Origin of the sequence: Allobosea massiliensis, assembly GCF_042655245.1 — a bacterium.
Lineage (GTDB): Bacteria > Pseudomonadota > Alphaproteobacteria > Rhizobiales > Beijerinckiaceae > Allobosea > Allobosea massiliensis.
The window spans coordinates 47830-71672 of the sequence record NZ_JBHSLU010000004.1 but is presented as its reverse complement, the minus strand read 5'-3'; the positions used below and the strand labels follow the sequence as shown (position 1 = coordinate 71672).

The following is a 23843-nucleotide window of genomic DNA, read 5'->3' as shown; positions in this document are numbered from 1 at the left end:
TGACGATAGGGCAGCTATGTCAGGGGCGCGTGAAACCGCCGTTTCGGGATTCGCTCAAATTGTCCGCAGTCGGCCACGCACCGTGGATTGCGGTGTGAAACGGCGCTTCAGGCGGCGACCAGCCCGAGCCGCTCGTCGCGACGGCGCAGCAGATGCATCAGGGGCAGCGCCAGCAGCACCATCCAGGCCTTGCCGATGATCTGGCCGCTGAGGAAATCGAGGCTGCCGAAGGCGAGCTGCAGAAAGACGATCGAGTCGACCACGAGCCCGATCACGCCGGAGGCGATGACCGCCGTGACGAAGCGGCGCTTCTGCAGCGGCGTGTAGACCGCGAAATCCGCCAGCTCGGACAGGAGGAAAGCAGCCACCGAGGCGACGACGATCGCGGACGGCGCAAGGAAGCCTGAGATCGCGGCGCCGACAGCGATGGCGCCGAGGCCGGCGGCCGTGCCGAGACGGCGCTGGACAAGGTCCCGCAGCACGAGGGCGAGCCCGATCATGAGTACACCGCTCGGGGCCTTGATGCCCGGCCAGACCGGGACGAGGCAGGGGCCGTTCGGCACGCAGACGGTGCCGGCATTGCCGATCAGCCAGTTCGCGGCAGGAATGGTCAGGGCGAAGAGGACGAGGGCGACGAGCCCTTCGATCCGGCGCTGCCGGTCAAGAGTCATGAGAAGGTCCGCTGTCGTCAGGAGCCATCAGATAGGCGGCATAGCCCTTCGCGCGCAGCTCGCAGGCGGGGCAGTGGCCGCAGCCATAGCCCCAGGGATGCCGGGTGGAGCGGTCGCCGAGATAGCAGCTATGGCTCTGTTCGACCACCAGATCGAGCAGGGGCTCGCCGCCGAGCGCACGGGCCAGCGCGAAGGTCTGCGCCTTGTCCCGCCACATCAGCGGCGTGTGCAGCACGAGCCGGCGGTCGAGCCCGAGACCGAGCGCGACCTGCATCGCCTTGATCGTGTCGTCGCGGCAGTCGGGATAGCCGGAATAGTCGGTCTCGCAGACGCCGAGCACGATGTGCTTGGCGCCACGGCGATAAGCCAGCGCCGCCGCGAAGGTCAGGAAGATCAGGTTGCGTCCGGGCACGAAGGTGGTCGGTAGGCCCGTCTCGGCGAAGGCGATTTCCGTGTCGCGGGTCAGCGCCGTCTCGGAGATCGCGCCGAGCGCGGCGAGATCGACCCTGTGGTCGGCGCCGAGGCGCTGCGCATAGAGGGGCGAGAGTGCGGGCAGCGCGTCCCGGATCGTCGCGCGACACTCCAGTTCGACACGGTGGCGCTGGCCGTAATCGAAGCCGACGGTTTCGACCGCATCGAACCGGGCGAGCGCCCAGGCGAGGGCGACGGTCGAGTCCTGCCCGCCCGAGAACAGGACAAGGGCGCGGGAGGTCATGACGCGCGCCGCCCCGGCTCAGTCGAACAGGCTGGAGACGCTGGTTTCCTGCGCCGTGCGCTCGATTGCCTCGCCCATCAACTGGGCGATCGAGATGACGCGGATGTTGCGCGCCACCTTCACCGCCTCGGTCGGCATGATGGAGTCGGTGATCACGAGCTCCTTCAGCTTCGAATTGGCGATGCGGGCGACGGCGCCACCCGACAGCACGCCATGGGTGATGTAGGCATAGACCTCGCGCGCGCCCTGCTCCAGCAGGGCCTCGGCCGCGTTCACCAGCGTGCCGCCGGAATCGACGATGTCGTCGAGCAGGATGCAGGAGCGCCCCTCGACGGACCCGATGATGTTCATCACCTCGGACTCGCCCGGCCGGTCGCGGCGCTTGTCGACGATGGCGAGCGGGGCGTCGATGCGCTTGGCCAGCGCACGGGCGCGCACCACGCCGCCGACATCGGGCGAGACGACCATGGCGTTCTTATAGTCGAGCCGGTCCTTGATGTCGCGCGACATCAGCGGCGCGCCGAAGAGGTTGTCGGTCGGGATGTCGAAGAAGCCCTGGATCTGCCCTGCGTGCAGATCGAGCGTCAGCACGCGGTCGACCCCGGCATGCGTAATCAGGTTGGCGACGAGCTTGGCGGAGATCGGCGTGCGGCCGGAGGCGCGCCGGTCCTGCCGCGCATAGCCGAAATAGGGGATCACCGCCGTGATGCGGCGCGCCGAGGAGCGGCGCAGCGCATCCGTGATGATCAGCAACTCCATCAGATGGTCGTTGGTCGGGAAGGAGGTGGACTGGATGACGAAGACGTCCTGCCCCCGCACGTTCTCCTGGATCTCGACGAAGACCTCCATGTCGGCAAAGCGCCGGACGGACGCCTTCGCGAGCGGAATGCCGAGATGGGCGCAGATCGCTTCAGCAAGCGGCCGGTTGGAATTGCCGGCGACGACTTTGAAGGAAGAGGGCATGCCGTGGCGCACCGTTGGGAACTGGGCTGGACGGCCGGCGGGCGAGCCGGCGCTGATCGCAGGGCTCTTAACAGCGGTGTGACGGCGAGTCGACCGCTGCACTGCGAAAGCGCTGTGCAATGGTTGCCAAATCGGCAGGGCCGAAGCCCGATTCGTCGCGGATCAGGTGCCGTTCCTCAGAGCCTGCGGCCGCCATTCGCCGTAGAGGCGGTTCGGGCCGCCGGCTTGGGCTCCGCGCCAGCCGCCTTGGCCTTATCGGCCGGAAGAACGGCTTCCACCGCGGGAGTCGTCACCAGAAAGCTCGCAATCGCGTCCATCGATTCGGCCGCGGCCTTGGCGACGACCGTCTGGTCGATGGCCGACCAGGGATCGGACCCGCCGCCGCGCCGCCCCAGGCTCTCGCCCTGGACGCGCTGGGCGCGCTTTTTGGTCTCGTCATAGACGTCCCAGACGAAGGCGAGCGCGGTCTGCCCGTCCTCCGTCGGCTGGGCGGTGAGATAGCCGCGAACGCGGAAGCGGGCGGGCTTGTCCCCGGGGACGATCTCCATGCGCCGCTCGGCCGCGGCCTCGCCGAGCAGCCCGGCAAAGCGGGTCGTCACGGCATCGGGGGCACCGGAAATGCTCTGAACCGAGACAGGGACACCCGGCGCATCCACGCGGGGGCGCGCGGCCGTGGTGGTCTCCTGGCAACCGCCCAGCGCGAGCGCCAGGGCCACCCCGACAACCGGAGTGCTCAAACGAACGATCATCGACGCCTCCCGCTTGTTCTGGATCGCTGACGGGTTGGTGTTTCGCAGTCCCTGCGCCGTGTTTCTAGGCCGTTGTCTTCCGCAGGTCCAGACGAGCCGGTTGCGGCGCCTGCGCCGTGCGTCGCGTCCCATTTGCGGGAGGCGGCGTCCTCCCCCATATAACGCCATGCCGGCCCCGACGGGCCTTTGTCCGGAGAGCCCCATGGTCACCACCAGCAGCCGCATTCTCGACGACATCGCCCGCCTCGCCACCGACGCCGCCGGCGCCGCGCAGGGCGTGCGCCGCGAGGTCGAGACCGTGGTGAAGACTCAGATCGAGCGCCTCCTGCGCGATCTCGACGTCGTCACCCGCGAGGAGTTCGAGGCGGTGCGCGAAATGGCGCTGCTCGCCCGCGAGGAGAACGACCGGCTTGCGGCGCGCCTCGCCGCGCTCGAAGCGGCGGCCCAGCCCAAGTCCTGAGCGGACCCGCTGCAGCGGGCGGCGTCCACAGCCATGTGCTGTGGACAGGGGCGGGTAGGGATTGAGCCGTCCCCCGAATCCGCCGAGCGTCGGCCGGTGTTGGGCGTGTCACACGCCCTGCGCTAACGTCGGTGAAGAAATTGATTCGTCGGTCCAACCGCTTAGGTCGGGCCGGGCGGAGCGTGGCATCCGGTTTCCGGCCGGCGCCGCGCCTGTGGGTTGCGTCCTTCAGCTTTCCTGTCGCCGTGTTCCCGTTCTCGAACGCGCCGGCCCGCCTGCGGCGGTCGGCAGTTGGACCCAAGGACATGATGGATCTCGAACTGGACGCAGAACTGGATCGGCCCTCCAACCCGCTCGACCTGATCGAGCGTCTCGCCGCCCTCAACAACTGGAGCTTCGACCGCGACAGCGACGACGAACTGTCGGTCGCCGTTTCCGGAGCCTGGTCAGACTACCATCTCGCCATCACCTGGCTGGAGGAGGTCGAGGCGATCCACGTCGCCTGCGCCTTCGACCTCAAGGTCCCCGAGCGCCGGCGCGGCGAGGTGCTGCAGCTCGTCAGCCTCGTCAACGAGCAGCTCTGGGTCGGGCATTTCGACCTTTGGAGCTCCGAGAACGTGGTGATGTACCGCCACGCGCTGCTGCTGTCGGGCGGGGCCGAGCCCACCGACGAGCAGGCCGCGGCGCTGATCAAGGCGGCGATCGACGCCTGCGAGCGCTATTTCCAGGCTTTCCAGTTCGTGGTCTGGGCCGGAAAGACGGCGAAGGAGGGGCTCGAGGGCTCGCTGCTCGAGACGGTCGGCGAAGCCTGACGCCTGGGCTTCGTCATGGTCGGGCTTGACCCGACCCTCTCCCGCCGGAGACTGCTGGCCATGAGATTCTCGGGACGAGCCCGAGAGTGATGTCTGTCGCCGAAAACTGCGAGAACCCGCCATGACCAGTCCGCTCCCCCAGACGCTCGTCCTCATCGGCGCCGGCAAGATGGGTGGCGCGATGTTGGAGGGCTGGCTGAGGATCGGGATGAATCCCGCCGGCATCAGCCTGATCGACCCGAAGCCGTCCGACGAGATGGTCGCCCTCGCCACCGAGAAGGGCATGGCGCTCAACCCCGATCCGGCCTCGCTGACCTCGGTCGAGGTCCTGGTTCTGGCGACGAAGCCGCAGATGCTCGACACCGCGGCGCCCGCCGTCCAGGCCTTCATTCGGCCGCAGACGCTGCTCATCTCGATCCTCGCCGGCAAGACGCTATCGGACCTGTCGGCGCGGCTACCCAACGCGACCGCGATGATCCGGGCGATGCCGAACCTGCCGGCCTCGGTCCAGCGTGGAGCCACCGGCGCCGCGGCGGGGCAGGGAGTCACCGGCGCGCAGCGCGCCATGGCCGACGCCCTGCTGCGCAGCATCGGCACGGTCGAATGGCTGGACGACGAGGGGCTGATCGACGCCGTCACCGCTGTCTCGGGCTCAGGGCCGGCCTATGTCTTCCATCTGGTCGAGTGCCTCGCCGCGGCCGGCAAGCAGGCGGGCCTGCCCGCCGACATTGCCGAGCGCTTGGCGCGGGCGACGATCGAGGGGGCAGGCGAACTGCTGCACCAGTCGCCGCTGTCGCCGGCGACGCTGCGCCAGAACGTGACCTCGCCGGCCGGGACGACTGCGGCCGGGCTTTCGGTGCTGATGGGCCCGCTGGAGCCGCTGATCGTCGAGACGGTGGCTGCCGCCAAACGTCGCGCCGGAGAGCTTTCGGGCTGATCGGCCTTTCGGGCGCCGCGATCGCATCCTAGGTTGGTCGCAGGACCGCCGAAGGAGAACCGCCATGGCTTCCGATCCCCTCTCCGCCGACTCCGTCACCGAGGCTTCCGCCGCTGCGCCCGCCGATCCGCGCCGGCAGGCCGTCGAGGCGCTGATGCGCCTGGCCGCGACCCGCCCCTGGGATGAGATCGAACTGGGCGATATCGCTGCCGAGGCGGGGCTGACGCTGGCCAAGCTGCGTGGCCTGTTTCCCTCCAAGCTCGCGATGCTCGGCGGCCTGGCCCGGATCGTCGACGACGCGGTGCTGGCCGATGTTTCGGACGACCTCGCCGGGGAGCCGGTGCGAGAGCGGCTGTTTGACCTGGTGATGCGACGGCTCGATGCGCTGGCGCCCTACAAGGCCGGGCTGCGGCGGATCGCACCGGTCATCCGGCGCGACCCGCTGACCATGGCCGCGCTGAATCGCGGGGCCGTCAACTCCTGGCGCTACATGCTGGCCTCGGCCGGCATCCCGACCGAGGATGGGCTGGGGCCGGTGCGGGTGCAGGGGGCGGTGCTGCTGATGGCTCGCGTCACTGAGGTCTGGCTCCAGGACGACGAGCCGGAGCTGTCGCGGACGATGGCGCGGCTCGACCGCGAGCTGAAGACGGCGGCCCGGATCATGGCGCGGGTCGAGGACGTCCACCGGCTGACGGCGCCGCTGCGCGGCCTCGCCCGGGCGCTCTGCTCGGGGCGCCGCCCGACCGTCCGGCGGCGCGAGCGCTCGGACGAGAGCCTGCGGCGCGAGGGCGAGGATTTCGCCCCTGCGATCTGACGCAGGTTTAAGGAATGCGGTTTCCGCTTCCTTAGCGTTAAGCGGGCATTAGCCATTTTTTGCGACCCTTGCGAATCTCGTTTCGCAGGGGTTTGCGCATGTCGCTGACGAAGAAGCTCGCCACCTTGTCGATCAGCCGCTCCTTCGCGTTGATCGCAGGTCTCGCCGTGGTCATAGCTGTCGGAAGCGTCGGTTACACGCTGACCGAAGCCCGCAACGAGATGATCGAGCTGAAGCGGCAGGAGGTTCAGAACGCCACCGACATCGCGCGCACGACGGTGGAGTTCTATCGCGACAAAGCCAAGAAGGGCGAGATCCCGGTCGCCGATGCCCAGAAGCTCGCCATCGATGCGGTGGCGGGCGCGCGCTTCGACGACGGCAACTACTTCTTCGTCTACACCTTCGACGGCGTCAGCGTCACGCATCCCCGCGCCGACATGATCGGCAAGAACCTGATGGGTCTCAAGGATCCCGCCGGCAAGCCGATCGTCCAGGAACTGCTGTCGATCGCCAAGGCCGGTGGCAAGGGCGGCTATCTCGACTTCCTTTGGGTCAAGCCCGGCGACAAGGAGCCCACCAGGAAGATCGCCTATGTCAGCGGCATCGCCGACTGGAACTGGGCGGTCGGCACCGGCCTGCATGTGCACGATGTCGATGCCAAGTTCCTCGGCCTGATGGGCGATGTCGCCAAGGTGCTGGTGCCGCTCGGCCTGCTCATGCTCGGGCTCGTGATTGTCCTGAGCCGCCGGGCCTCGACGATGCTGACCTCGCTCTCGGGCACGATGAACGCCCTCGCAGCTGGCAATCTCCAGACGACCATTTCCCATCAGGAGCGGCCCGACGAGGTCGGCCAGATGGCGCGTGCGCTGGTGGTCTTCCGCGACGCCGCCGTCGCAAAGGACGCGATGCAGGCCGACAAGGCGCGGGCCGAACAGGAGGCGGCGGCCCATCGCGATGCGGCCGACGGTCAGCGCCGCCGCAGCGAGGCCGAGAGGGCCGAGCTTTCCCGGACGCAGGAAACCGTCGTGGCGGCGCTCGCGACGGGCCTCGAGCATCTGGCGGAGGGCGACCTGACCTACCGCATCAACGCGAACTTCGGCTCCGACTACGCCAAGCTGCGGGACGATTTCAATGCCGCGATCGGCAAGCTGCAGGAGACGATGCGGCAGATCGCGACGAACACCGAGAGCATGAAGGCGGGCTCGATCGAGATCAGCCAGGCGGCCGACGACCTCGCCGGGCGCACCGAGCAGCAGGCGGCTTCCGTCGAGGAGACGGCGACGGCGCTGGACGAGCTGACCGCAACCGTGCGGCAGACGGCTGAGAGCGCGCGCCAGGCCAATCAGGCGACGACCCAGGTCAAGGCGGAAGCCGAGCAGTCGACCGCGATCGTGCGCGATGCGGTCGTGGCGATGGGCGGCATCGAGAAGTCGGCCGAGGAGATCTCGCAGATCGTCGGCGTGATCGACGAGATCGCCTTCCAGACCAATCTTCTGGCGCTGAACGCGAGCGTCGAGGCGGCCCGCGCGGGCGACGCCGGCAAGGGCTTCGCAGTCGTCGCCTCCGAGGTGCGGGCGCTCGCCCAGCGCTCCGCCTCGGCGGCCAAGGAGATCAAGGAGCTGATCGCGGCCTCCAACAGCGAGGTCGAGAAGGGTGTGACCTTGGTCGGCCAGACCGGCAGCGCCCTGCAGCGCATGGCCGACGAGATCAGCCGTGCCACCGGCCTCGTTTCCGAGATCGCCAGCGCCGCCCAGGAACAGGCGTCGGGCCTGCAGGAGGTCAACACGGCCGTGGCCGAGATGGACCAGTCGACCCAGCAGAACGCCGCCATGGCCGAGCAGTCGACCGCCGCCGCGCATTCGCTCTCGCAGGAGGCCGACCGCCTGGCCGCGCTGGTCGCGCGCTTCCAGCTCGGCGGCGATGTCGCGGGCTTGAAGGCAATGGCGCGCACGATGCAGGCCGCCGTCGCGCCCGCGCCGCGCAAGGCCGCGCCTCCGGCCGCACGGCCCGTGGCCGCTGCCGGCGGCAGCGCCGCGCGGAAGCCGGACATGAGCGCGCATGACAAGGGGTGGGCCGAGTTTTGAGCGGCCCCTCGGACAGCGCCGCGCCGGCCGCCACCATCGGCTTCGACGATTTCCTCAAGGTCGACATCCGCGTCGGCACGATCGTCGAAGCCTCGCCCTATCCGGAGGCACGAAAGCCCGCGATCAAGCTGGTGATCGATTTCGGCGGCACGATCGGGCTGAAGAAGTCCTCGGCGCAGATCACGAAGCACTACACCTGCGAGGATCTGCCGGGCCGGCAGGTGCTGGCGGTGGTGAACTTCCCGCCGCGCCAGATCGGCAAGTTCATGTCCGAGGTGCTGACGCTCGGCGTGCCCGACGAGCAGGGCGAGGTCGTGCTGATCGGGCCGGGGCACGAGGTGCCGAAGGGCGGGCGGCTGTATTGAGGGCCGCGGGTGACGCGCTGGACAATCGGTCCGCGGTCACCCATATGCGCCGCGCCAAGGTGAGCGGAGGCGCAGGGATTGCAGATCGAGGAGACCCCGGCGGGCGTGCCGGATGAGCCGGTGCGCCGGGACGAACTCGCCTATCGCCTTAAGCAGCAGAGACTCCTTGCTGAATTCGGCCGGATGGCGCTGCGCGAATCCGATTTGCCGGCGCTGCTGCAACGTGCCACCGAACTCTGCGCGGACGGGCTCGACGCGCCGTTCTGCAAGGCGCTCGAATTCCTGCATGATCGTCGCGTGCTGCTGATGAGGGCGGGTGTCGGCTGGCGGCCCGAGGAGATCGGGCAGGCGACGCTGGGCGCCGACCTCGAATCGCCGGCGGGCTTCGCCTTCCAGACCGGTCAGCCCGTCCTCTCCAACCACCTGACCGAAGAGACGCGCTTCCGCACGCCGACGCTGCTGGCGGCCTATGGTATCAGGCGGGCCGTCAATGTGCTGATCGATCTCGGTGGCAAGAATGACGGGCCCTTCGGCGTGCTGGAGGTCGACAGCCCCGATCCGGGCGATTTCGACGAGGATGACGTCACCTTCCTCTATGGCTGCGCCCGCATCCTCGGCGCGGCGATCGAGCGCAACCGCTCGGACACGAAGCTGCAGAAGGCGGTCGAGCGCCAGGCCATGCTGATGCGGGAGATGAGCCACCGCATCAAGAACAGCCTCGGCGTGGTCAGCGGCCTCCTGCGCATCAATGCCAGCAACGTTGCCGACCCGGCCGCCAAGGCGCTGCTGCAGGACGCAGAAAACCGGGTTCTGACCATCGCCCATGTCCACAACCATCTCTGGCAGGGCGAGCGCATCGGCGAGGTCAATATCGGCGAGTTCCTGCGCGAGCTGTGCAAGTCGCTCGGCGGCTCGGTCGAGGGCGTGACGATCGGCTGCGAGGCCGATGACGTGGTCATCGACGCGGATTTCGCGATTCCCGTTGGGTTGATGGTCAACGAGCTCGTCACCAATGCGGTGAAATACGCCTTCGACCCCGGCGGTCCCGGCGCTGTTGCAGTGCGCCTCACGGCCCGCGAGCAGGAGCTCAGCCTCAGTGTCGAGGATGACGGCCGCGGTCTGCCGCCGGAGTTCGATCTCAACGCGTCGCGCAAGAGCTTCGGCATCCGGGTCATCACCAGCCTTGCCCGCCAGCTGCAGGGAGAGCTGCAGGCCGAAAACCTGCCGCGCGGTTGCCGCTTCTCGCTGGTCTTCCCACGGCACAAGCCGGAGCAGGACAGCTCAGACGGGTAGTCGTACCGTCGCCCGCAACCCGCCGAGCGGCGAATCCGCCAACATGATGTCGCCGCCATGGGCGCGGGCGATGTCGCGGGCGATGGCGAGGCCCAGGCCCGTGCCGCCCGAATCGACGTTGCGGGCCTCGTCGAGGCGGAAGAAGGGGCGGAAGACCTCCTCGCGCTGGTCGGCCGGGATGCCGGGGCCGTCGTCGTCGATCATCACGATCAGGTAGCGCGCGTCATGGGTGGCGCGGATGGCGATGCGGTCGCCATAGCGCGCAGCGTTGGAGACCAGGTTCGTCATCAGGCGGCGGAAGGCGTCGGGCCTGACCACGACCAGCGGGTCGCCGACCACGGTCAGCTCGGTCTGGTGGCCTTGGCGCTCGGCGTCCGATTTCAGCTCCTCGAGCAGGCCGCGGATGTCGGTCTCGACCGCGGTCTCGCCGGCATCGCCGCGGGCGAAGGCGAGATAGTCCTCGAGCATGCGGGCCATTTCGTCGACATCCTTCTCCAGCGCCTCGATCTCGGAGGAGCGCTCGAGCAAAGCGAGCGAGAGCTTGAAGCGGGTCAGGATGGTGCGCAGATCGTGGCTGACGCCGTTGAGCATGGTCGTGCGCTCGCCGACCGCGCGCTCGACGCGCCGCTTCATCTCGATGAAGGCGTTGCCGGCGCGACGGACCTCGCGGGCGCCGCGCGGGCGGAACTCGGCGTCGCGGCCCTTGCCGAAGGCCTCCGCCGCATCGGCGAGCTTGAGGATCGGCCGGATCTGATTGCGCAGGAACAGAACCGCGATCGTCAGCAGGATCAGCGAGGTGCCGAGCATCCAGAGCAGGAAGATGTGGCTGTTGCTGGCGTAAGCGGAGTTTCGCCGCGTCAGGATGCGCATCACGTCCTTGTCGAGCTTGATGCGGATTTCGATCAGGCTGGAGCGGCCGACCGTGTCGAGCCAGAAGGGCCGGGCGACCTGCTGCGCGAGCTCGGCCGAGAGCGCGCTGTCGAGCAGCGAGAAAAAAGGGCGGGGCCCCGGCGGCGGCAGGTCGGAATCTGGGATGATGTCGATGTCCATGCCCAGCCGCTCGGCCGCGATGCGCGAGAGCACGCTGGTGTCGGCGTCCTGCGGATAGCTCTCATAGACGTCTATCATCGCGGCGATGTCGGCCGAGACAGCCGAGGACAGGCGCTGCGTCACGGTCTGCCAGTGCCGCTCCATGAAGACATAGGCAATGACCGACTGCAGCAGCACGACGGGCGCGATGACGATGACCAGCGCGCGCGGGTAAAGCCCTTTGGGCATGTAGCGAGCGATGGCGTGCAGCGGGCGGCCGGCGACCTTGAGCCAGGGCTTCAGCCGGTCGTTGGCGCGCTTGCGCCAGCACGCGCCGAGGGCGGAGGCGCGTGTCAGGCCCGATCCCATCGTCTGCGCCAAGCCCCTGCGACGCGTGCCGGGCGGGACCGGCGTCACGTCCGGTCGGTCACGAGGCGATAGCCGACGCCGCGCACGGTCTGGAGATAGAGCGGATCGGCCGGATCGCGCTCGATCTTGCGGCGCAGCCGGTTCATCTGGACGTCGACGGTGCGGTCATTGGCGGCGGTACCCTGGGCCGCCAGCTCCTCGCGGGGCACGACCTCGCCGGCGCGTTCGGCCAGCGCAGTCAGGATCTCGCGCTCGCGCTCGGTCAGGCGGATCGGTTCCTCGCCCTTGCGCAGCTCGCCGCGCGACAGCCCGTAGAGGAAGGGGCCGAAGCGGACGAAATCGGGCCGCGGGCCGGACTGGGCGGTTTCCACCACGATGGTGCGCTTGAGGATGTTGCCGAGGCGCAGCAGCAGTTCCCGCGGCTCGAAGGGCTTGGCGAGATAGTCGTCAACCCCGATCTCGAGCCCGTTGATGCGGTCCTTGCCGTCGGCGCGGGCGGTCAGCATCAGGATCGGCACGGCCGAGTCGATCCGGAAACGGCGGGCGAAGTCGAAGCCGTTCTCGCCGGGCATCATGATGTCGAGGACGATGGCGTCGAAGACCAGCCGCGCCAGGCGCTGGTCGGCGTCGGCGGCGTTGGCCGCGGTGGTGACGCGATAGCCATTGTCGCCGAGGAAGCGCGCCAGCAGGTCGCGCAGGCGGCGATCGTCGTCGACCACCAGGATGTGGGGCGCCTCGTCGGGGAGGGGCTTTCGCGCCGGCTGTGCGGCCATGTCTCGTCCGCCTCGATCGTCTTCTTCGCCTGGGTCCGCATACCGCCGCGGCGGCGTCCCGGGCTCCTGCCGTGGCCCTCACCGCGGCGCGGCGAGGAAGCCCTGCACCTTGTGGCGTTCGGCGGGATCGATCAACCCCGAGAGGTAGAGCGCGACGGTCTCGGCCGCCTCGGGGGCGAGATCGGCGAGCGCCGCCTGGATGCGCTGGGCCTGCAGCCTGACGAGCCGCAACGCCAGATCCTGCCCCGCGGCCGTGGCATGGAGATGACGCTGGCGCTTGTCCTGCACGCCGGTGCGCTGCTCGACGAAGCCGGTCTCGACCAGCTCCTTCAGGACGCGGTTGAGGCTCTGCTTGGTGATCTTCAGGATGTCGAGCAGTTCGGCGATGGTCAGTCCCGGCCGGCGCAGGACAAAATGCAGCACACGGTGATGCGCCCGGCCGAAGCCGTATTCGGCGAGGATCAGGTCAGGGCCGCCGACGAAGTCGCGATAGGCGAAGAAGAGCAACTCGATCAGGTCATAGGGGACCGCCGCATCCGGCGCGGGAGCGGCAGCGGCCATGGACCGGGCCTGCGTCTGCGGCATCGAATCCGTCCTGCGAATTACGTCAGTGATGTTGACATATCTCAGACGGAAGATTACCGGTCAAGCGCGCCTGACGACGGATTATGTCGCGAGACGATGTTGCAGCGCAGTATCATTCCGGTCCGCGCCTCTGCCCGCCATGGTGACGGGGTCTGAGGCGCCAAGGGATCAACCGGACCGGACGTGCCAAGAGGAGCACCCCATGTCAGTCATTCCTTTCGACCAGCGCGACGGCGTCATCTGGTTCGACGGCAAGCTCGTGCCGTGGAAGGACGCGAAGATCCACGTACTGACCCATGGGCTGCATTACGGTTCCTGCGTGTTCGAGGGCGAGCGCGCCTATGACGGCGTGATCTACAAAGGCACCGAACATTCCCAGCGCTTCCACAAGTCGGCCGAGATCATGGATTTCACGATTCCCTGGTCGGTCGCCGAGCTCGACGCCGCCAAGGAGCTCTGCCTCAAGGAGAACGGGCTGAAGGACGCCTATATCCGCCCGGTCGCCTGGCGTGGCTCGGAGATGATGGCGGTGTCCGGCATCAACAACACGATCCATACCGCCATCGCGGTCTGGGAGTGGCCGAGCATGTTCGACATGGCGCAGAAGCTGAAGGGCGTGCGCCTCGACGTCGCCGCCTATCGCCGGCCGGACCCGGCCTGCGCGCCGGTCCATGCCAAGGCGGCGGGGCTCTACATGATCTGCTCGCTCTCCAAGCACAAGGCGGAGCGCGCCGGCTATGCCGATGCGATGATGCTGGACTGGGAAGGCCATGTCGCCGAATGCACCGGCGCCAACATCTTCTTCGTCAAGGATGGCGTGATCTACACACCGCTGGCCGACCGCTTCCTGAACGGCATCACGCGCCAGTCGGTGATCGATCTCTGCCGCCAGCGCGGCTTCGAGGTGGTCGAGCGGCGTATCCGTCCGGAGGAGCTCGAGGGCTTCAGCGAGTGCTTCATCACCGGCTCGGCGGCCGAGGTGACGCTCGTCTCCGAGATCGGGCCCTACTCCTTCCTCACCGGCAATATGGGCAAGGTGATCATGGAGGATTACTCCGACGCCGTGCGGCCGAAGTCGAAGGCGGCGTGACCACAGGCCGTCATGCGCGGGCTCGCCCCGTGCATGACGGCGGTTAGTTGGCGGCGCGCTCCTGGCTCCGGAACAGCGTGATCCAATCATCGCCAGGAATCAGACGGCACTCGCTCATCTCGCTCCACTGGAGGACGGCGAAGCGCTGGCCGTTCCAGCCATAGGAGCCGGAGCTGCCGCAGTCGCCGAGCCCGCGGGCCTTGGCGTAGAAGGTGATCTGGCCGGTTTTCGGGTCGAAATCGGCATTGACCAGCTCGCTGGCCGTCTTGCTCGTGTCCCCTTCGAAGGGGGCCGGTTTCGCCTTGGCGACGTCGCGCCCGGTCACGAGCCAGAACTGGCTCGAGACATTGTAGGCGCCGCGCGAACAGGCGATCGCGACGAGCCTGAGCGTGCCGTCCAGGGCCCAGGCTCCGTCTGCATCGCTCAAGCCGTCCGGCGTGTCCTCGCAGGAATCGGGCTCCCGGCGGTTGGTCTCGGTCCGCATCGCCTTGATCAGCGCTGCGGCCTCCGCCTTGGAGAGGGGCTTGCCCGCGGCCGGGCGGCTGGCGATCATCGGCACGGGAGGCGCGGTCGGCGCCGTGCCGTTCGTGCCCTTGCGGATCAGGGCGGACGGCGTGTTGAGCCGGCCCTGCCGCTCGTCGATCCAGAGCATGGCGGCGACCGAGCCGGCGAGCGACACCTTGAATGTGGACGACTCGATCGACGCCGTCAGCGTCGTCGCCTTGCGCGCCGCGGCGATCAGGGCCTCCGCCGTTGCCGCCGGAATCGCGATCTCGGCCACCTCGCCATCGACGCTGCTGGCCTGCAGGGGCTGCCCCGCATTCGGAAAGGGCTGGCCGTCCAGCGCGAGTGCGATGGTGAAGTTCTTCTTCAGCTTCTGGGCACGCAGCTTCAGCGCCAGGGTCGGGACGCCATCGGGGCCGGCCGGACGGTCGAGCCGCAGGAAGGCGATCTCGTCGTCGGTCTCGGCGGGCAGCGACAGCGCCGTGCAGGATTTCGTGTTGTCGCAGCCCGCGACCCAGTCGCGGAAGGTCTTGATCGGTCCGATCTGTGCCTGCGCCGGCATCGCCAGGCTGAGCGTCAGCGCAAGCGCGGCGAGCTTTGTTCTACTCCCATCGCCGAGCCGCATCGTCGTCCTCCCCCTTCGCCTCGACCCAGCCGCCGATGCGGCCATCGATCAAGTGCTCACGCTTCCAGAACGGGGCGCGGGTCTTGAGATAGTCCATCATGAAATCGGCGGCTTCAAAAGCGGCGCGGCGATGGGCGGAGGTCGCGATCACCAGCACGATCTGCTCGCCCGGCGCCACGCGGCCATAGCGGTGGATCGCGAGAAGACCGAGCAGCGGCCAGCGCGCGGCGGCGTGCTCGGCAACGCGGGCGATCTCGGCTTCCGCCATGCCGGGATAATGCTCGAGCTCGAGCGCGGCGAGCGTGCCGCCCTCGTCGCGGCAGAGGCCGGTGAAGCTGACCACGGCGCCGATGTCACGCCGGCCGGCGGAGAGCGTCGCGATCTCGGCTGCGAGGTCGAAATCCTCCCGCTGGATGCGGACGATCGGGGTCATGGGAGGTCAGCCGCCCGTCATCGGCGGGAAGAAGGCGATTTCGCGGGCGCCGTCCAGGCTCGCGCCCGGCTTGACATGGGTCTGGTTGATGGCGGCGCGCACCAGCGTCTCGTCGGCGAAGGCGGCGGCATAGCCCTCGTCGCGGGCCTTCAGCCAGCGCACCAGGTCGAGCACGGTGCCGACATCCTCCGGCAGGACGATCTGCTCCTCGGCCTGGCCGACGCGCTCGCGCACCCAGGCGAAATAGACGAGCCGGACCGTCCGCGCCTGCGCGGTGGAGGCCGTTGTGGCGGAAGACTGCGTCATGAGCCGCGCGCGTCCTCGTCGACCATGTGCCGGATGCCGGCGTTGAAATAGTCCCAGCCGGTGTAGATCGTCAGCGCCGCCGCGATCCAGAGCATGACGATGCCGATCTGCGTGTTGTAGGGCAGGACGCTGTCACCTGCCGGGCCGGCGACGAGAAAGCCGAGTGCCAGCAGCTGCGCCGTCGTCTTCCATTTCGCGACCTTGCTGACGGGCACGCTGACCTTGAGGTCGGCGAGGAACTCGCGCAGGCCCGAGACCAGGATTTCACGGCAGAGGATGACGATCGCCGCCCAGATCGCCCAGCCCTTGATCGTCTCGGTGTGGACGAGCATCAGCAGGAGCGCGCAGACGAGCAGCTTGTCGGCGATCGGATCGAGCATGCGGCCGATGGCGGATTGCTGGCTCCAGGCCCGCGCGATCCAGCCGTCGAGATAGTCGGTGACGGCGGCGGCGACATAGACCGCAAGCGCGATCCAGCGCACCCAGTCGTCCTTCGGCCAGAACAACAGCCCGACCAGCGCCGGAATCGCCAGGATCCGGCCGTAGGTGAGCAGGTTCGGCAGGGACCAGGGCCCGCGCCGCCTGATGGCGTCTGGAAGAATCGTCACGGAAATCACCAAAGCAGCCGCCCCGTGACAGCGTCAACACGCAATGCGGCGACAATGCCGTTCGTTGTCAGCCATCGTGAAAATAATCATGCACCGCCTTGGCCGTGGCGGCGTTGACGCCGGGAGCGCGCATCAGATCGTCGAGCTTGGCACGCTTGATCGCCTTCACCGTTCCGAAATGCAGCAGCAGGGCGCGCTTGCGCGTCGGGCCGATACCGGGGATCTCGTCGAGCGGGTTCTTCATCGTATCCTTCTTGCGCCGCGCCCGGTGCGTGCCGATGGCGAAGCGGTGCGCCTCGTCGCGCAGACGCTGGATGAAGTAGAGCGCCGGATCGCGCGGGGGCAGCTTGAAGGGCTCACGGCCTGCCATGTGGAAGGTTTCGCGCATGGCGTTGCGATCCTCGCCCTTGGCGATGGCGACGAGGGGAATGTCGGCGGCTCCGAGCTCAGCCATGATCCGACGCGCCGCCTCGAACTGGCCTTTGCCGCCGTCGACGATGACGAGGTCGGGGCGTGAGGGAAAGCTGTCGTCGTCGGGTTCGGGGGGTGCCGCGGATCGATCGATCCCACCCGAGCCCTCATCCTGAGGAATGCCGTCAGGCGCGTCTCGAAGGATGCTGGTCGAGGCTCCGTCGTCCGCTGGAGCGTCCTTCGAGACGCCCGCTGGTTCGGCCTCCTCAGGATGAGGGGTGGAGGACAGAGAAATCCCCGCTTCCTTCGCCAGCCGCGCGAAGCGCCGCTGCAGCACCTCGCGCATCATGCCGAAATCGTCGCCGGCGATGGTGTCGGACGAGATGTTGAAGGTGCGGTAATGGCTCTTCATGAAGCCGTCCCGGCCGGCGACGACCATGCCGCCGACGGCGTTCGTGCCCATGATGTGGGAGTTGTCGTAGACCTCGACGCGGCGCGGCGGCCTGGCGAGTCCGAAGGCGGCGCCGAGCGCCGCGAGTAGCGAAGTCTGGCCGGCATTGTCGGCGAGCTTGCGTGAGAGCGCCTCGCGGGCGTTCTTGCGCGCCATCTCGACGAGGTCGACGCGCTCGCCGCGTTTGGGATTGGCGATCTCGACCTTGCGGCCGGCGCGTGCGGAGAGTGCCTGGCCGATCAGCTCGATCTCCGCCAGCTCGTGCGAGAGCAGCACAAGGCGCGGCGGCGGCTTGTCGTCGTAGAACTGGGCCACGACCGAGGCCAGCACCTCCTCAGGCGTCAGGCTGCGGTCGGCACGCGGGAAGATCGCGCGGTTGCCCCAGTTCTGCTTGTTGCGGAAGAAGAAGATCTCGACGCAGAACTGCCCGGCCTGCTCGTCGATGGCGAAGACGTCCGCCTCCTCGACGCCCTGCGTGTTGATGTCCTGCCCGGCCTGCACGGCCGAGAGCGCCGCCAGCCGGTCGCGATAGCGCGCCGCCTTCTCGAATTCGAGCTCTTCGGCCGCCTCTTGCATGCGGGTCGAGAGCAACTGTTTGACGTTGGAGGAGCGGCCCGAGAGGAAGTCGCGCGCCTGGCCGGCCAGCGCCTGATAGTCGGGGATCGCGATCTCGCCCGTGCAGGGGCCGGCGCAGCGCTTGATCTGGAAGAGCAGGCAGGGACGCGTGCGGTTCTCGTAGAAGGAATCGGTGCAGGAGCGCAGCAGGAAGGCCTTCTGCAGCGCGTCGATGGTCCGCTCCACGGCCCAGACCGAGGCGAAGGGGCCGAAATAATCGCCCTTGCGCTGCCGCGAGCCCCTGTGCTTGGCGATCTGGGGCGCCTCGTGGTCGCCGCTCAGCAGGATATAGGGGAAGCTCTTGTCGTCGCGCAGCAGCACGTTGTAGCGCGGCCGCAGCTGCTTGATCAGGTTGGATTCGAGCAGCAGCGCTTCGGTTTCCGTCCCCGTGGTGACGAACTCCATATTCGCCGTCTCGGCGATCATGCGGGCGACGGCATTGGTGTGGGCCATGCCGCGCGCGTAGGCCGTGACCCGGTTCTTCAGGTTCTTGGCCTTGCCGACATAGAGCACCTCGCCGGCGGTATCGAACATCCGGTAGACGCCGGGCTTGTTGGGCAGATGCTTGGCGAAGCCGGCGATGACCTCGATGCCGTGCTTCAGCGCCCCAGGCGCGGTCTCGCCGAGATCAAGCGCCGGCGTCGGCAGGGCCTCCTCGGCCTCGGGTTCGGGGGCGGCCCCGGTGTCCGGCAGGTCCTCTTCGGGCGGGGGCTGGGTCGGTTCGCGATTCATCGCTCGCATGTAGGATGCGCGGGGCGTTTCGTCATGTCAGCAGTCGCGCTCGGGCACTGAAGGTGGCCGCTCCCAAGGGAGCTCGCTTGATCACAATGGCCCGCGTCGCCATGTGCAGGCGACAGAATCGAGATCGAAAGCGCCGCATGTCCTTATCCGAACGTTTGCAGATCGTTCTTGCCTCGCGTCCCGAAGGGCGCCCTGCGCCTGCCAATTTTCGGGTGGAGCGGGCTGCGATGCCGACGCCTTCCGAAGGCGAGGTCCTGCTGAAGATCCTCTATCTCTCGCTCGATCCCTATATGCGCGGGCGGATGAGTGCGGCGAAGAGCTATGCTGCGCCGACCGAGATCGGCGCCGTCATGGAGGGCGGTACGGTCGCCGAGGTGCTGGAGAGCCGGCATCCGAACTTTGCGGCGGGCGACCTCGTGCTGTCCCATTCCGGCTGGCAGTCGCATGTGCTGGCGAAGGGCGAGCAGCTGCGCAAGCTCGATCCGGCTGCCGCGCCCGTCACCACGGCGCTCGGCGTTTTGGGAATGCCGGGCTTCACCGCCTATGCCGGTCTGCTGACCATCGGGCAGCCAAAGACCGAAGAGACCGTCGTCGTCGCGGCCGCCAGCGGCCCGGTCGGTTCGGCGGTCGGCCAGATCGCGAAGATCAAGGGCGCGCGCGCCGTCGGCATCGCGGGCGGGCCGGAGAAATGCGCGCTCGTTCGTGACACCTTCGGATTCGACGCGGTCATCGACCATCGCGCGCCGGATTTCGCGGCGCAGCTCGCGGCGGCCTGTCCGGAGGGCATCGACGTCTATTTCGAGAATGTCGGCGGCAAGGTCTGGGACGCGGTCTTCCCGCTGCTCAACACCTTCGCGCGCATCCCGGTCTGCGGGCTGGTCGCGCAGTACAACGCCACCGGGGATTTCGAGGGGCCCGACCGGCTGCCCGTGCTGATGCGGCAGGTTCTTTCGAAGAGCTTGCTGATCCGCGGCTTCATCCAGCGCGAATTCATCGCCCAGCGCCCGGACTTCGAGCGCGAGATGGCGGCCTGGATCGCCAGTGGCGCGGTGCACTACAAGGAAGACATCGTCGAGGGGCTGGAAAGCGCGCCCGAGGCCTTCATCGGGCTGCTCGAGGGCGGCAACTTCGGCAAGCTGATCGTGAAGCTCTAAGTCTGGGCTGGGGGGCGGGGCCTTTTTGCTTGACCTGCTGAGGTCGCCTTGCCCAAGTCCCGCCGATCTTGATCCTCCCGCGCCGTCACCCCGGGCGACCGAAGGGAGACCCGGGATCCATGCCTGAGCCTTCTTCGTGAGGGCTCCGGAATGGATCCCGGATCGGCGCCGCTTTGCGGCTTGTCCGGGATGACGGCGCGTTGGGACGAACGCATAAGCGCCATCACCGCCAACCGGATCCTGCCCATGCCAACCTTCGCCATCGCCTTCCCGGTGATCGACCCGGTCGCGCTGCAGCTCGGGCCGATCTCGGTCAAATGGTATGGGCTGGCCTATGTCGTCGGCCTGCTCGGCGGCTGGTGGTATGCGCGCCGGCTGGTTTCGTCCGAGCCGCTCTGGGCGGGGCGGGCGCGGCCGAAGGCCGACGAACTCGACGACATGCTGCTCTTCGTCGCGCTCGGCGTCGTTCTCGGCGGGCGGCTGGGCTTCGTGCTGTTCTACGATCTGGCGCGTTATCTCGCCCGGCCGCAGGACATCCTGGCGATCTGGCAGGGCGGCATGTCCTTCCATGGCGGGCTGATCGGCGCGACGCTGGGGTTGTGGCTGTTCGCGCGGCGGCGCGGCTATCCGGCGCTGGCGGTGTTCGACATCGCCGCCGCCGTCGTGCCGATCGGGCTGTTCCTGGGGCGCATCGCCAATTTCATCAATGCCGAGCTGTGGGGCCGGCCGGCGCCGGATGTGCCCTGGGCGATGGTGTTTCCGGGTGGCGGGCCGCTGCCGCGCCATCCGAGCCAGCTTTACGAGGCCTTCTCCGAGGGGCTGCTGCTCTTCATCCTGCTGGCGCTGCTGGTGCGGGCGGGCGGGCTGAAGCGGCCCGGCCTCGTCGCGGGTGTCTTCGGCATGGGCTATGCGGTGGCGCGCATCGTCTGCGAGTTCTTCCGCGAGCCCGACCCGCAGCTCGGCTTCCTGTTCGGGACCTCGGTCGATGCGCTCTCGGGCGGCATCACCATGGGCATGCTGCTCTCGCTGCCGCTGTTCGCGGCGGGGCTGGTTCTCGTGCTGCGCGCGCGGCGGGGCGCGGCGTGACCGCGCTGAAGGCGGAACTCATCCGCCTGATCGCGGAGGAGGGGCCGCTTCCCATCTCGCGCTTCATGGCGCTGTGCCTCGGCCATCCACGGCATGGTTACTATAGGACGCGCGATCCCTTCGGCGCGCAGGGCGACTTCACCACCGCGCCCGAGATCAGCCAGATGTTCGGCGAGATCATCGGGCTCTGGGCGGCCCATCTCTGGCAGGCGATGGGTCAGCCTGCGCGCGTCGCCCTGATCGAGATCGGCCCGGGCCGCGGAACGCTGATGGCCGACATGCTGCGTGCGACCCGCGTCATGCCCGGCTTTCGGGAGGCGCTGGCGGTGCATCTGGTCGAGACCAGCCCGGTGCTGCGCGAAATCCAGGCCGCGACGCTCGCTGGCAAGGCCGAGCCGGTCTGGCACGAGCGGATCGAGACCGCGCTTGAGGGGCCGGCGATCATCGTCGCCAATGAACTGCTCGACGCGCTGCCGCTCGACCAGTTCGTGATGACGGAGCAGGGCTGGCGCGAGCGACTCGTCGGGCTCGACGGCGAGGGGCGCCTCGCCTTCGGGCTGGCGGTGGCCGCTTCCGACGGAGTCGGGCCCGCAACGGCACCGACCGGCGCGGTGCTGGAACAGCCGCTGGCGGCCCTGTCTCTGGTCTCGACCGTCGCATCGCATCTGGCGCGGGCGGGTGGCGCGGCGCTCTTCATCGACTACGGCTCGCTGCAGTCGGGCTTCGGCGACACGCTGCAGGCGATGCGCCGGCACGCCTTCGTCGATCCGCTGGAGGAGCCCGGCGAGGCGGATCTCACCGTGCATGTCGATTTCGCCCGGATGGCCCAGGCGGCGCTGCGGGCGGGCGCCGCGATCCACGGCCCCGTCCGGCAGGCGGATTTCCTGCTGGCGCTCGGCCTGGCCGAGCGGGCGCAGAACCTGTCGACCAAGGCGACGCCGCAGCAAACGGCGTCGATCGGCGCGGCGTTCGACCGGCTGACCGAGCGGGGCGAAACCGCCATGGGCGATCTGTTCAAGGTTCTGGCCATTTCGCATCCGGGCTTGCCGCCGCTGCCCGGATTTGACCTTCATCGCCTGCCAGAGCAGGGCTGACATGGGCGGCTCCGCCCGCCGAAACCGGACGATACGATGTTCATCACCTCTCCCGATCTCGCCAGCGAACCCGGCATCCGCCACGCCTTCTTCACCCGGCAGGGCGGCGTCTCGACCGGCATCTACGCTTCGCTCAATGGCGGGCTGGGGTCGGCCGACGATCCGGAGGCGATCGCCGAGAACCGGAGGCGCATGGCGGCGCATCTCTCGGTCGAGCCGACCCATCTGGTCAGTCTCTATCAGGTGCATTCGGCCGATGTGGAGGTGGTGACAGGCCCCTGGCCGGCGGAGCGGCCGAAGGCCGACGCGATGGTGACGGCGGCTTTGGGCGTGGCGCTCGGTGTCTCCAGCGCCGATTGCGGGCCGATCTTGTTCGCCGACAGCGAGGCGCGGGTCGTTGGCGCGGCCCATTCGGGCTGGAAGGGCGCCTTCGGCGGCGTCGTGGCCGCGACGGTAACCGCGATGGAGAAGCTCGGCGCGCGGCGCGAGCGCATCATCGCCGTGCTCGGGCCGACGATCAGCGCCGCCGCCTATGAGGTCGGGCCGGAATTCATCGAGCGCTTCAAGGCCGAGAACGCGACCTATGCCCGCTTCTTCACGGCTTCCGAGCGCGCGGCGCATGCGATGTTCGATCTGCCAGCCTTCATCGGGCTGCGGGCGCAGGAGGCGGGAATCGGCCGTTTCCTCGATCTGTCGCTGTGCACCTATGGCGACGAGGAGCGGTTCTTCAGCTATCGCCGCACGACCCATCGCGGCGAGGAGGATTACGGGCGGCTGATCTCGGCGATCGCGCTGGTTTGACGATTACTTCAGGTGCCGAACGACGTCCTTGCTCTGGTGCAGGATGCGAACGATCTCGATGCGGTGGGCCGTTTTGCGATAGAAGACGACGTGAGATCCGACAGGGAATCTTCGGTGGTCTCGTTTGATCTCGTCGCAGGCCGGGCCCATGTCGGGTGTCTCAGCAAGATTCTCGATCGCCTGCTGAATGCGACGGAGATAGACGTTCGCTTGCGATCGGCCCCATTCGCGTTCGGAAAAGGCGGATATGTCCATCAGATCGGCGCTGGCGCGGCGACGCAGGATGAACCGCTTCAAGCGTGCTCCCCCGCCTTCTTCGTTTCCGCTTCGATGAAGGTGTCGAAGTCGAACTCCTCGTCAAAACCACTGGCCTCGCCCTCTTCGAGCGCGGCGCGCAATGCGGCGATCCGGGCCTCCTGATCTTCAAGCAGGCGCAAGCCAGCCCGCACCACTTCGCTGGCAGAGCCATAACGCCCTTTCTCGACCTCCGCTTCGATGAAGCTGACGAAATGGTCGCTGAGGCTGATCGAGGTATTCTTGCCCATGAGCTAATCCGAGTCGTTACCAAAATCGAGTATAGCGCTGCTCGCCCACCCTGTCATGCGTGGCCGCGCCTTTCCCCGGCTGGCCGGGCCGCTATCGTGCCCGCTCCCGCGTCGCCGAAAGCCGCCTATGCCCCGCACCATCGACTACTATTTCTCGCTGCATTCGCCCTGGACCTATCTAGGCCATGCGACCTTTCTCGACATCGCGGCGCGGCATGGCTGCCGGATCGTCTATCGGCCCGTGCCGCTGCGGGCGGTGTTCGACGAGACCGGCGGGTTGCCGCTGCCGAAGCGCCATCCGGTGCGCCAGCGCTACCGGTTGATGGACCTGCAGCGCTGGCGCGAGCGGCGCGGCGTGAAGCTTGTGCTGCAGCCGAAGCATTTCCCCTTCGATCCGTCGCTTGCCGACCGTTTCCTGATCGCGATCGTCCAGGCGGGCGGGGACCCCGGCCTGTTCATGGGGGAAATCATGGCGGGCGTCTGGTCCCGCGACGAGGACATGACGCAGCCCGAGGCGGTGGCCAGGGTGGCCCGTGCCTGCGGCTTCGATGCGCAGTCGCTTGCGCTCGCCGCCGAGAGCGAGGCGGTGATCGGGACCTATGAGGGCACCATCGCGGCGGCGGTGGCGGCCGGGGTGTTCGGCGCGCCGAGCTATGTGCTCGACGGCGAGGTGTTCTGGGGGCAGGACCGGCTCGAACTGCTCGACAGTGCGCTCGCCAGCGGCCGCGCGCCCTTCCGGCCGGATCCGGCCGCCTGATCG

27 protein-coding genes are annotated in these 23843 nt (G+C 68.2%); 13 read left to right on the top strand and 14 right to left on the bottom strand.

Going from position 1 to position 23843, the window contains the following annotated elements:
- Positions 1-107: 107 nt before the first annotated feature.
- From ACFPN9_RS01375 to ACFPN9_RS01360, 4 genes are all read right to left on the bottom strand, one after another.
- Positions 108-671, bottom strand: a complete 564-nt coding sequence (locus ACFPN9_RS01375) for a VUT family protein (protein ID WP_066724640.1) — start codon at positions 669-671, stop codon at positions 108-110.
- Positions 661-1386 (bottom strand): 7-cyano-7-deazaguanine synthase QueC, encoded by a 726-nt coding sequence (gene queC, locus ACFPN9_RS01370; protein ID WP_066724642.1) that lies wholly within the window; start codon positions 1384-1386, stop codon positions 661-663. Before queC ends, ACFPN9_RS01375 begins: the two co-directional genes overlap by 11 nt.
- 18 nt (positions 1387-1404) lie before the next feature.
- Positions 1405-2349, bottom strand: coding sequence for a ribose-phosphate pyrophosphokinase (locus ACFPN9_RS01365; RefSeq protein ID WP_066724645.1), 945 nt, complete (start codon positions 2347-2349; stop codon positions 1405-1407).
- A gap of 176 nt (positions 2350-2525) precedes the next feature.
- Positions 2526-3098, bottom strand: coding sequence for a hypothetical protein (locus ACFPN9_RS01360; RefSeq protein WP_066724648.1), 573 nt, complete (start codon positions 3096-3098; stop codon positions 2526-2528).
- Between the two features lie 202 nt (positions 3099-3300).
- Between ACFPN9_RS01360 and ACFPN9_RS01355 the strand changes: the two genes are divergently transcribed.
- The 7 genes from ACFPN9_RS01355 to ACFPN9_RS01325 all read left to right on the top strand — a co-directional run bounded on the left by ACFPN9_RS01355 (position 3301) and on the right by ACFPN9_RS01325 (position 9863).
- Positions 3301-3558, top strand: a complete 258-nt coding sequence (locus ACFPN9_RS01355; RefSeq protein ID WP_066724652.1) for an accessory factor UbiK family protein — start codon at positions 3301-3303, stop codon at positions 3556-3558.
- A gap of 305 nt (positions 3559-3863) precedes the next feature.
- Positions 3864-4370: a type III secretion system chaperone family protein gene (locus tag ACFPN9_RS01350; RefSeq protein ID WP_066724655.1), complete on the top strand. Its 507-nt coding sequence runs from the start codon at positions 3864-3866 to the stop codon at positions 4368-4370.
- 121 nt (positions 4371-4491) lie between these two features.
- Positions 4492-5307 carry a pyrroline-5-carboxylate reductase gene (proC, locus tag ACFPN9_RS01345; protein ID WP_066724659.1) on the top strand — a complete coding sequence of 272 codons (816 nt, stop codon included), beginning with the start codon at positions 4492-4494 and terminating at the stop codon, positions 5305-5307.
- 64 nt (positions 5308-5371) lie between these two features.
- The gene (locus ACFPN9_RS01340; RefSeq protein WP_066724663.1) at positions 5372-6121 is read left to right on the top strand and encodes a TetR family transcriptional regulator; all 750 of its coding nucleotides are present in this window, start codon (positions 5372-5374) and stop codon (positions 6119-6121) included.
- Between the two features lie 98 nt (positions 6122-6219).
- Positions 6220-8205 (top strand): methyl-accepting chemotaxis protein, encoded by a 1986-nt coding sequence (locus tag ACFPN9_RS01335; RefSeq protein ID WP_066724666.1) that lies wholly within the window; start codon positions 6220-6222, stop codon positions 8203-8205.
- The gene (locus ACFPN9_RS01330; RefSeq protein ID WP_066724669.1) at positions 8202-8570 is read left to right on the top strand and encodes a tRNA-binding protein; all 369 of its coding nucleotides are present in this window, start codon (positions 8202-8204) and stop codon (positions 8568-8570) included. Before ACFPN9_RS01335 ends, ACFPN9_RS01330 begins: the two co-directional genes overlap by 4 nt.
- Before the next feature lie 78 nt (positions 8571-8648).
- Positions 8649-9863, top strand: a complete 1215-nt coding sequence (locus tag ACFPN9_RS01325; protein WP_066724671.1) for a sensor histidine kinase — start codon at positions 8649-8651, stop codon at positions 9861-9863.
- Here ACFPN9_RS01325 and ACFPN9_RS01320 read toward each other — a convergent pair.
- From ACFPN9_RS01320 to ACFPN9_RS01310, 3 genes are all read right to left on the bottom strand, one after another.
- Entirely contained in the window at positions 9852-11261 is a 1410-nt protein-coding gene (locus tag ACFPN9_RS01320) for an ATP-binding protein (RefSeq protein WP_066724673.1), read from the bottom strand. The two genes, ACFPN9_RS01325 and ACFPN9_RS01320, sit on opposite strands and share 12 nt — an antisense overlap.
- A 44-nt stretch (positions 11262-11305) precedes the next feature.
- Positions 11306-12034, bottom strand: coding sequence for a response regulator (locus ACFPN9_RS01315; protein WP_066724675.1), 729 nt, complete (start codon positions 12032-12034; stop codon positions 11306-11308).
- A 78-nt stretch (positions 12035-12112) separates the two neighbouring features.
- Positions 12113-12619 (bottom strand): MarR family winged helix-turn-helix transcriptional regulator, encoded by a 507-nt coding sequence (locus ACFPN9_RS01310; protein ID WP_066724677.1) that lies wholly within the window; start codon positions 12617-12619, stop codon positions 12113-12115.
- A 202-nt stretch (positions 12620-12821) separates the two neighbouring features.
- Between ACFPN9_RS01310 and ACFPN9_RS01305 the strand changes: the two genes are divergently transcribed.
- A complete protein-coding gene (locus ACFPN9_RS01305; RefSeq protein WP_066724679.1) occupies positions 12822-13709 on the top strand; it encodes a branched-chain amino acid aminotransferase in 888 nt (295 codons plus the stop codon).
- A 43-nt stretch (positions 13710-13752) separates the two neighbouring features.
- Here ACFPN9_RS01305 and ACFPN9_RS01300 read toward each other — a convergent pair whose 3' ends face one another.
- From ACFPN9_RS01300 to uvrC, 5 genes are all read right to left on the bottom strand, one after another.
- Positions 13753-14838, bottom strand: a complete 1086-nt coding sequence (locus ACFPN9_RS01300; protein WP_377815019.1) for a DUF1176 domain-containing protein — start codon at positions 14836-14838, stop codon at positions 13753-13755.
- Positions 14816-15271, bottom strand: a complete 456-nt coding sequence (locus ACFPN9_RS01295; protein WP_377815017.1) for a molybdenum cofactor biosynthesis protein MoaE — start codon at positions 15269-15271, stop codon at positions 14816-14818. Before ACFPN9_RS01295 ends, ACFPN9_RS01300 begins: the two co-directional genes overlap by 23 nt.
- Before the next feature lie 6 nt (positions 15272-15277).
- Positions 15278-15577 (bottom strand): molybdopterin converting factor subunit 1, encoded by a 300-nt coding sequence (gene moaD, locus ACFPN9_RS01290; RefSeq protein ID WP_066724689.1) that lies wholly within the window; start codon positions 15575-15577, stop codon positions 15278-15280.
- Entirely contained in the window at positions 15574-16185 is a 612-nt protein-coding gene (pgsA, locus tag ACFPN9_RS01285; protein WP_066724839.1) for a CDP-diacylglycerol--glycerol-3-phosphate 3-phosphatidyltransferase, read from the bottom strand. The genes moaD and pgsA overlap by 4 nt, the downstream gene beginning before the upstream one ends.
- 67 nt (positions 16186-16252) lie before the next feature.
- Positions 16253-18394, bottom strand: coding sequence for an excinuclease ABC subunit UvrC (gene uvrC, locus ACFPN9_RS01280; RefSeq protein WP_066724692.1), 2142 nt, complete (start codon positions 18392-18394; stop codon positions 16253-16255).
- Between the two features lie 146 nt (positions 18395-18540).
- Here uvrC and ACFPN9_RS01275 point away from each other — a divergent pair, with 146 nt between their 5' ends.
- The 4 genes from ACFPN9_RS01275 (at position 18541) to pgeF (ending at position 22538) form a co-directional block, all read left to right on the top strand.
- The gene (locus tag ACFPN9_RS01275; protein ID WP_066724695.1) at positions 18541-19557 is read left to right on the top strand and encodes an NADP-dependent oxidoreductase; all 1017 of its coding nucleotides are present in this window, start codon (positions 18541-18543) and stop codon (positions 19555-19557) included.
- Between the two features lie 246 nt (positions 19558-19803).
- Positions 19804-20643, top strand: coding sequence for a prolipoprotein diacylglyceryl transferase (gene lgt, locus ACFPN9_RS01270; RefSeq protein WP_197426702.1), 840 nt, complete (start codon positions 19804-19806; stop codon positions 20641-20643).
- Positions 20640-21737, top strand: coding sequence for a class I SAM-dependent methyltransferase (locus tag ACFPN9_RS01265; protein ID WP_066724698.1), 1098 nt, complete (start codon positions 20640-20642; stop codon positions 21735-21737). Before lgt ends, ACFPN9_RS01265 begins: the two co-directional genes overlap by 4 nt.
- A gap of 36 nt (positions 21738-21773) precedes the next feature.
- Positions 21774-22538: a peptidoglycan editing factor PgeF gene (gene pgeF / locus ACFPN9_RS01260; protein ID WP_066724701.1), complete on the top strand. Its 765-nt coding sequence runs from the start codon at positions 21774-21776 to the stop codon at positions 22536-22538.
- A 3-nt stretch (positions 22539-22541) separates the two neighbouring features.
- Here the strand turns inward: pgeF and ACFPN9_RS01255 are convergent, their stop codons facing one another.
- Together ACFPN9_RS01255 and ACFPN9_RS01250 are read right to left on the bottom strand one after the other, a co-directional pair.
- Complete coding sequence (locus ACFPN9_RS01255) at positions 22542-22835, bottom strand: type II toxin-antitoxin system RelE/ParE family toxin (RefSeq protein ID WP_066724704.1); 294 nt, start codon at positions 22833-22835, stop codon at positions 22542-22544.
- A complete protein-coding gene (locus ACFPN9_RS01250; RefSeq protein ID WP_066724706.1) occupies positions 22832-23083 on the bottom strand; it encodes a type II toxin-antitoxin system ParD family antitoxin in 252 nt (83 codons plus the stop codon). Before ACFPN9_RS01250 ends, ACFPN9_RS01255 begins: the two co-directional genes overlap by 4 nt.
- Before the next feature lie 127 nt (positions 23084-23210).
- On the opposite strand from ACFPN9_RS01250, the gene ACFPN9_RS01245 reads away from it, so the two are divergent.
- Positions 23211-23840, top strand: a complete 630-nt coding sequence (locus tag ACFPN9_RS01245; protein ID WP_066724709.1) for a 2-hydroxychromene-2-carboxylate isomerase — start codon at positions 23211-23213, stop codon at positions 23838-23840.
- Positions 23841-23843: the final 3 nt, after the last annotated feature.

Excerpts from the sequence above, each read along its gene's own strand:
- ACFPN9_RS01340 (WP_066724663.1), top strand. The coding sequence starts at position 5,372 with ATGGCTTCCGATCCCCTCTCCGCCGACTCCGTCACCGAGGCTTCCGCC.
- lgt (WP_197426702.1), top strand. The coding sequence starts at position 19,804 with ATGCCAACCTTCGCCATCGCCTTCCCGGTGATCGACCCGGTCGCGCTG.
- ACFPN9_RS01360 (WP_066724648.1), bottom strand. The coding sequence starts at position 3,098 with ATGATCGTTCGTTTGAGCACTCCGGTTGTCGGGGTGGCCCTGGCGCTC.
- ACFPN9_RS01350 (WP_066724655.1), top strand. The coding sequence starts at position 3,864 with ATGATGGATCTCGAACTGGACGCAGAACTGGATCGGCCCTCCAACCCG.
- ACFPN9_RS01295 (WP_377815017.1), bottom strand. The coding sequence starts at position 15,271 with ATGACCCCGATCGTCCGCATCCAGCGGGAGGATTTCGACCTCGCAGCC.
- ACFPN9_RS01365 (WP_066724645.1), bottom strand. The coding sequence starts at position 2,349 with ATGCCCTCTTCCTTCAAAGTCGTCGCCGGCAATTCCAACCGGCCGCTT.
- ACFPN9_RS01305 (WP_066724679.1), top strand. The coding sequence starts at position 12,822 with ATGTCAGTCATTCCTTTCGACCAGCGCGACGGCGTCATCTGGTTCGAC.
- ACFPN9_RS01250 (WP_066724706.1), bottom strand. The coding sequence starts at position 23,083 with ATGGGCAAGAATACCTCGATCAGCCTCAGCGACCATTTCGTCAGCTTC.
- queC (WP_066724642.1), bottom strand. The coding sequence starts at position 1,386 with ATGACCTCCCGCGCCCTTGTCCTGTTCTCGGGCGGGCAGGACTCGACC.
- ACFPN9_RS01320 (WP_066724673.1), bottom strand. The coding sequence starts at position 11,261 with ATGGGATCGGGCCTGACACGCGCCTCCGCCCTCGGCGCGTGCTGGCGC.
- uvrC (WP_066724692.1), bottom strand. The coding sequence starts at position 18,394 with ATGAATCGCGAACCGACCCAGCCCCCGCCCGAAGAGGACCTGCCGGAC.
- moaD (WP_066724689.1), bottom strand. The coding sequence starts at position 15,577 with ATGACGCAGTCTTCCGCCACAACGGCCTCCACCGCGCAGGCGCGGACG.
- ACFPN9_RS01335 (WP_066724666.1), top strand. The coding sequence starts at position 6,220 with ATGTCGCTGACGAAGAAGCTCGCCACCTTGTCGATCAGCCGCTCCTTC.
- pgeF (WP_066724701.1), top strand. The coding sequence starts at position 21,774 with ATGTTCATCACCTCTCCCGATCTCGCCAGCGAACCCGGCATCCGCCAC.
- ACFPN9_RS01300 (WP_377815019.1), bottom strand. The coding sequence starts at position 14,838 with ATGCGGCTCGGCGATGGGAGTAGAACAAAGCTCGCCGCGCTTGCGCTG.
- ACFPN9_RS01275 (WP_066724695.1), top strand. The coding sequence starts at position 18,541 with ATGTCCTTATCCGAACGTTTGCAGATCGTTCTTGCCTCGCGTCCCGAA.
- ACFPN9_RS01315 (WP_066724675.1), bottom strand. The coding sequence starts at position 12,034 with ATGGCCGCACAGCCGGCGCGAAAGCCCCTCCCCGACGAGGCGCCCCAC.
- proC (WP_066724659.1), top strand. The coding sequence starts at position 4,492 with ATGACCAGTCCGCTCCCCCAGACGCTCGTCCTCATCGGCGCCGGCAAG.
- ACFPN9_RS01310 (WP_066724677.1), bottom strand. The coding sequence starts at position 12,619 with ATGCCGCAGACGCAGGCCCGGTCCATGGCCGCTGCCGCTCCCGCGCCG.
- ACFPN9_RS01375 (WP_066724640.1), bottom strand. The coding sequence starts at position 671 with ATGACTCTTGACCGGCAGCGCCGGATCGAAGGGCTCGTCGCCCTCGTC.
- ACFPN9_RS01355 (WP_066724652.1), top strand. The coding sequence starts at position 3,301 with ATGGTCACCACCAGCAGCCGCATTCTCGACGACATCGCCCGCCTCGCC.
- ACFPN9_RS01245 (WP_066724709.1), top strand. The coding sequence starts at position 23,211 with ATGCCCCGCACCATCGACTACTATTTCTCGCTGCATTCGCCCTGGACC.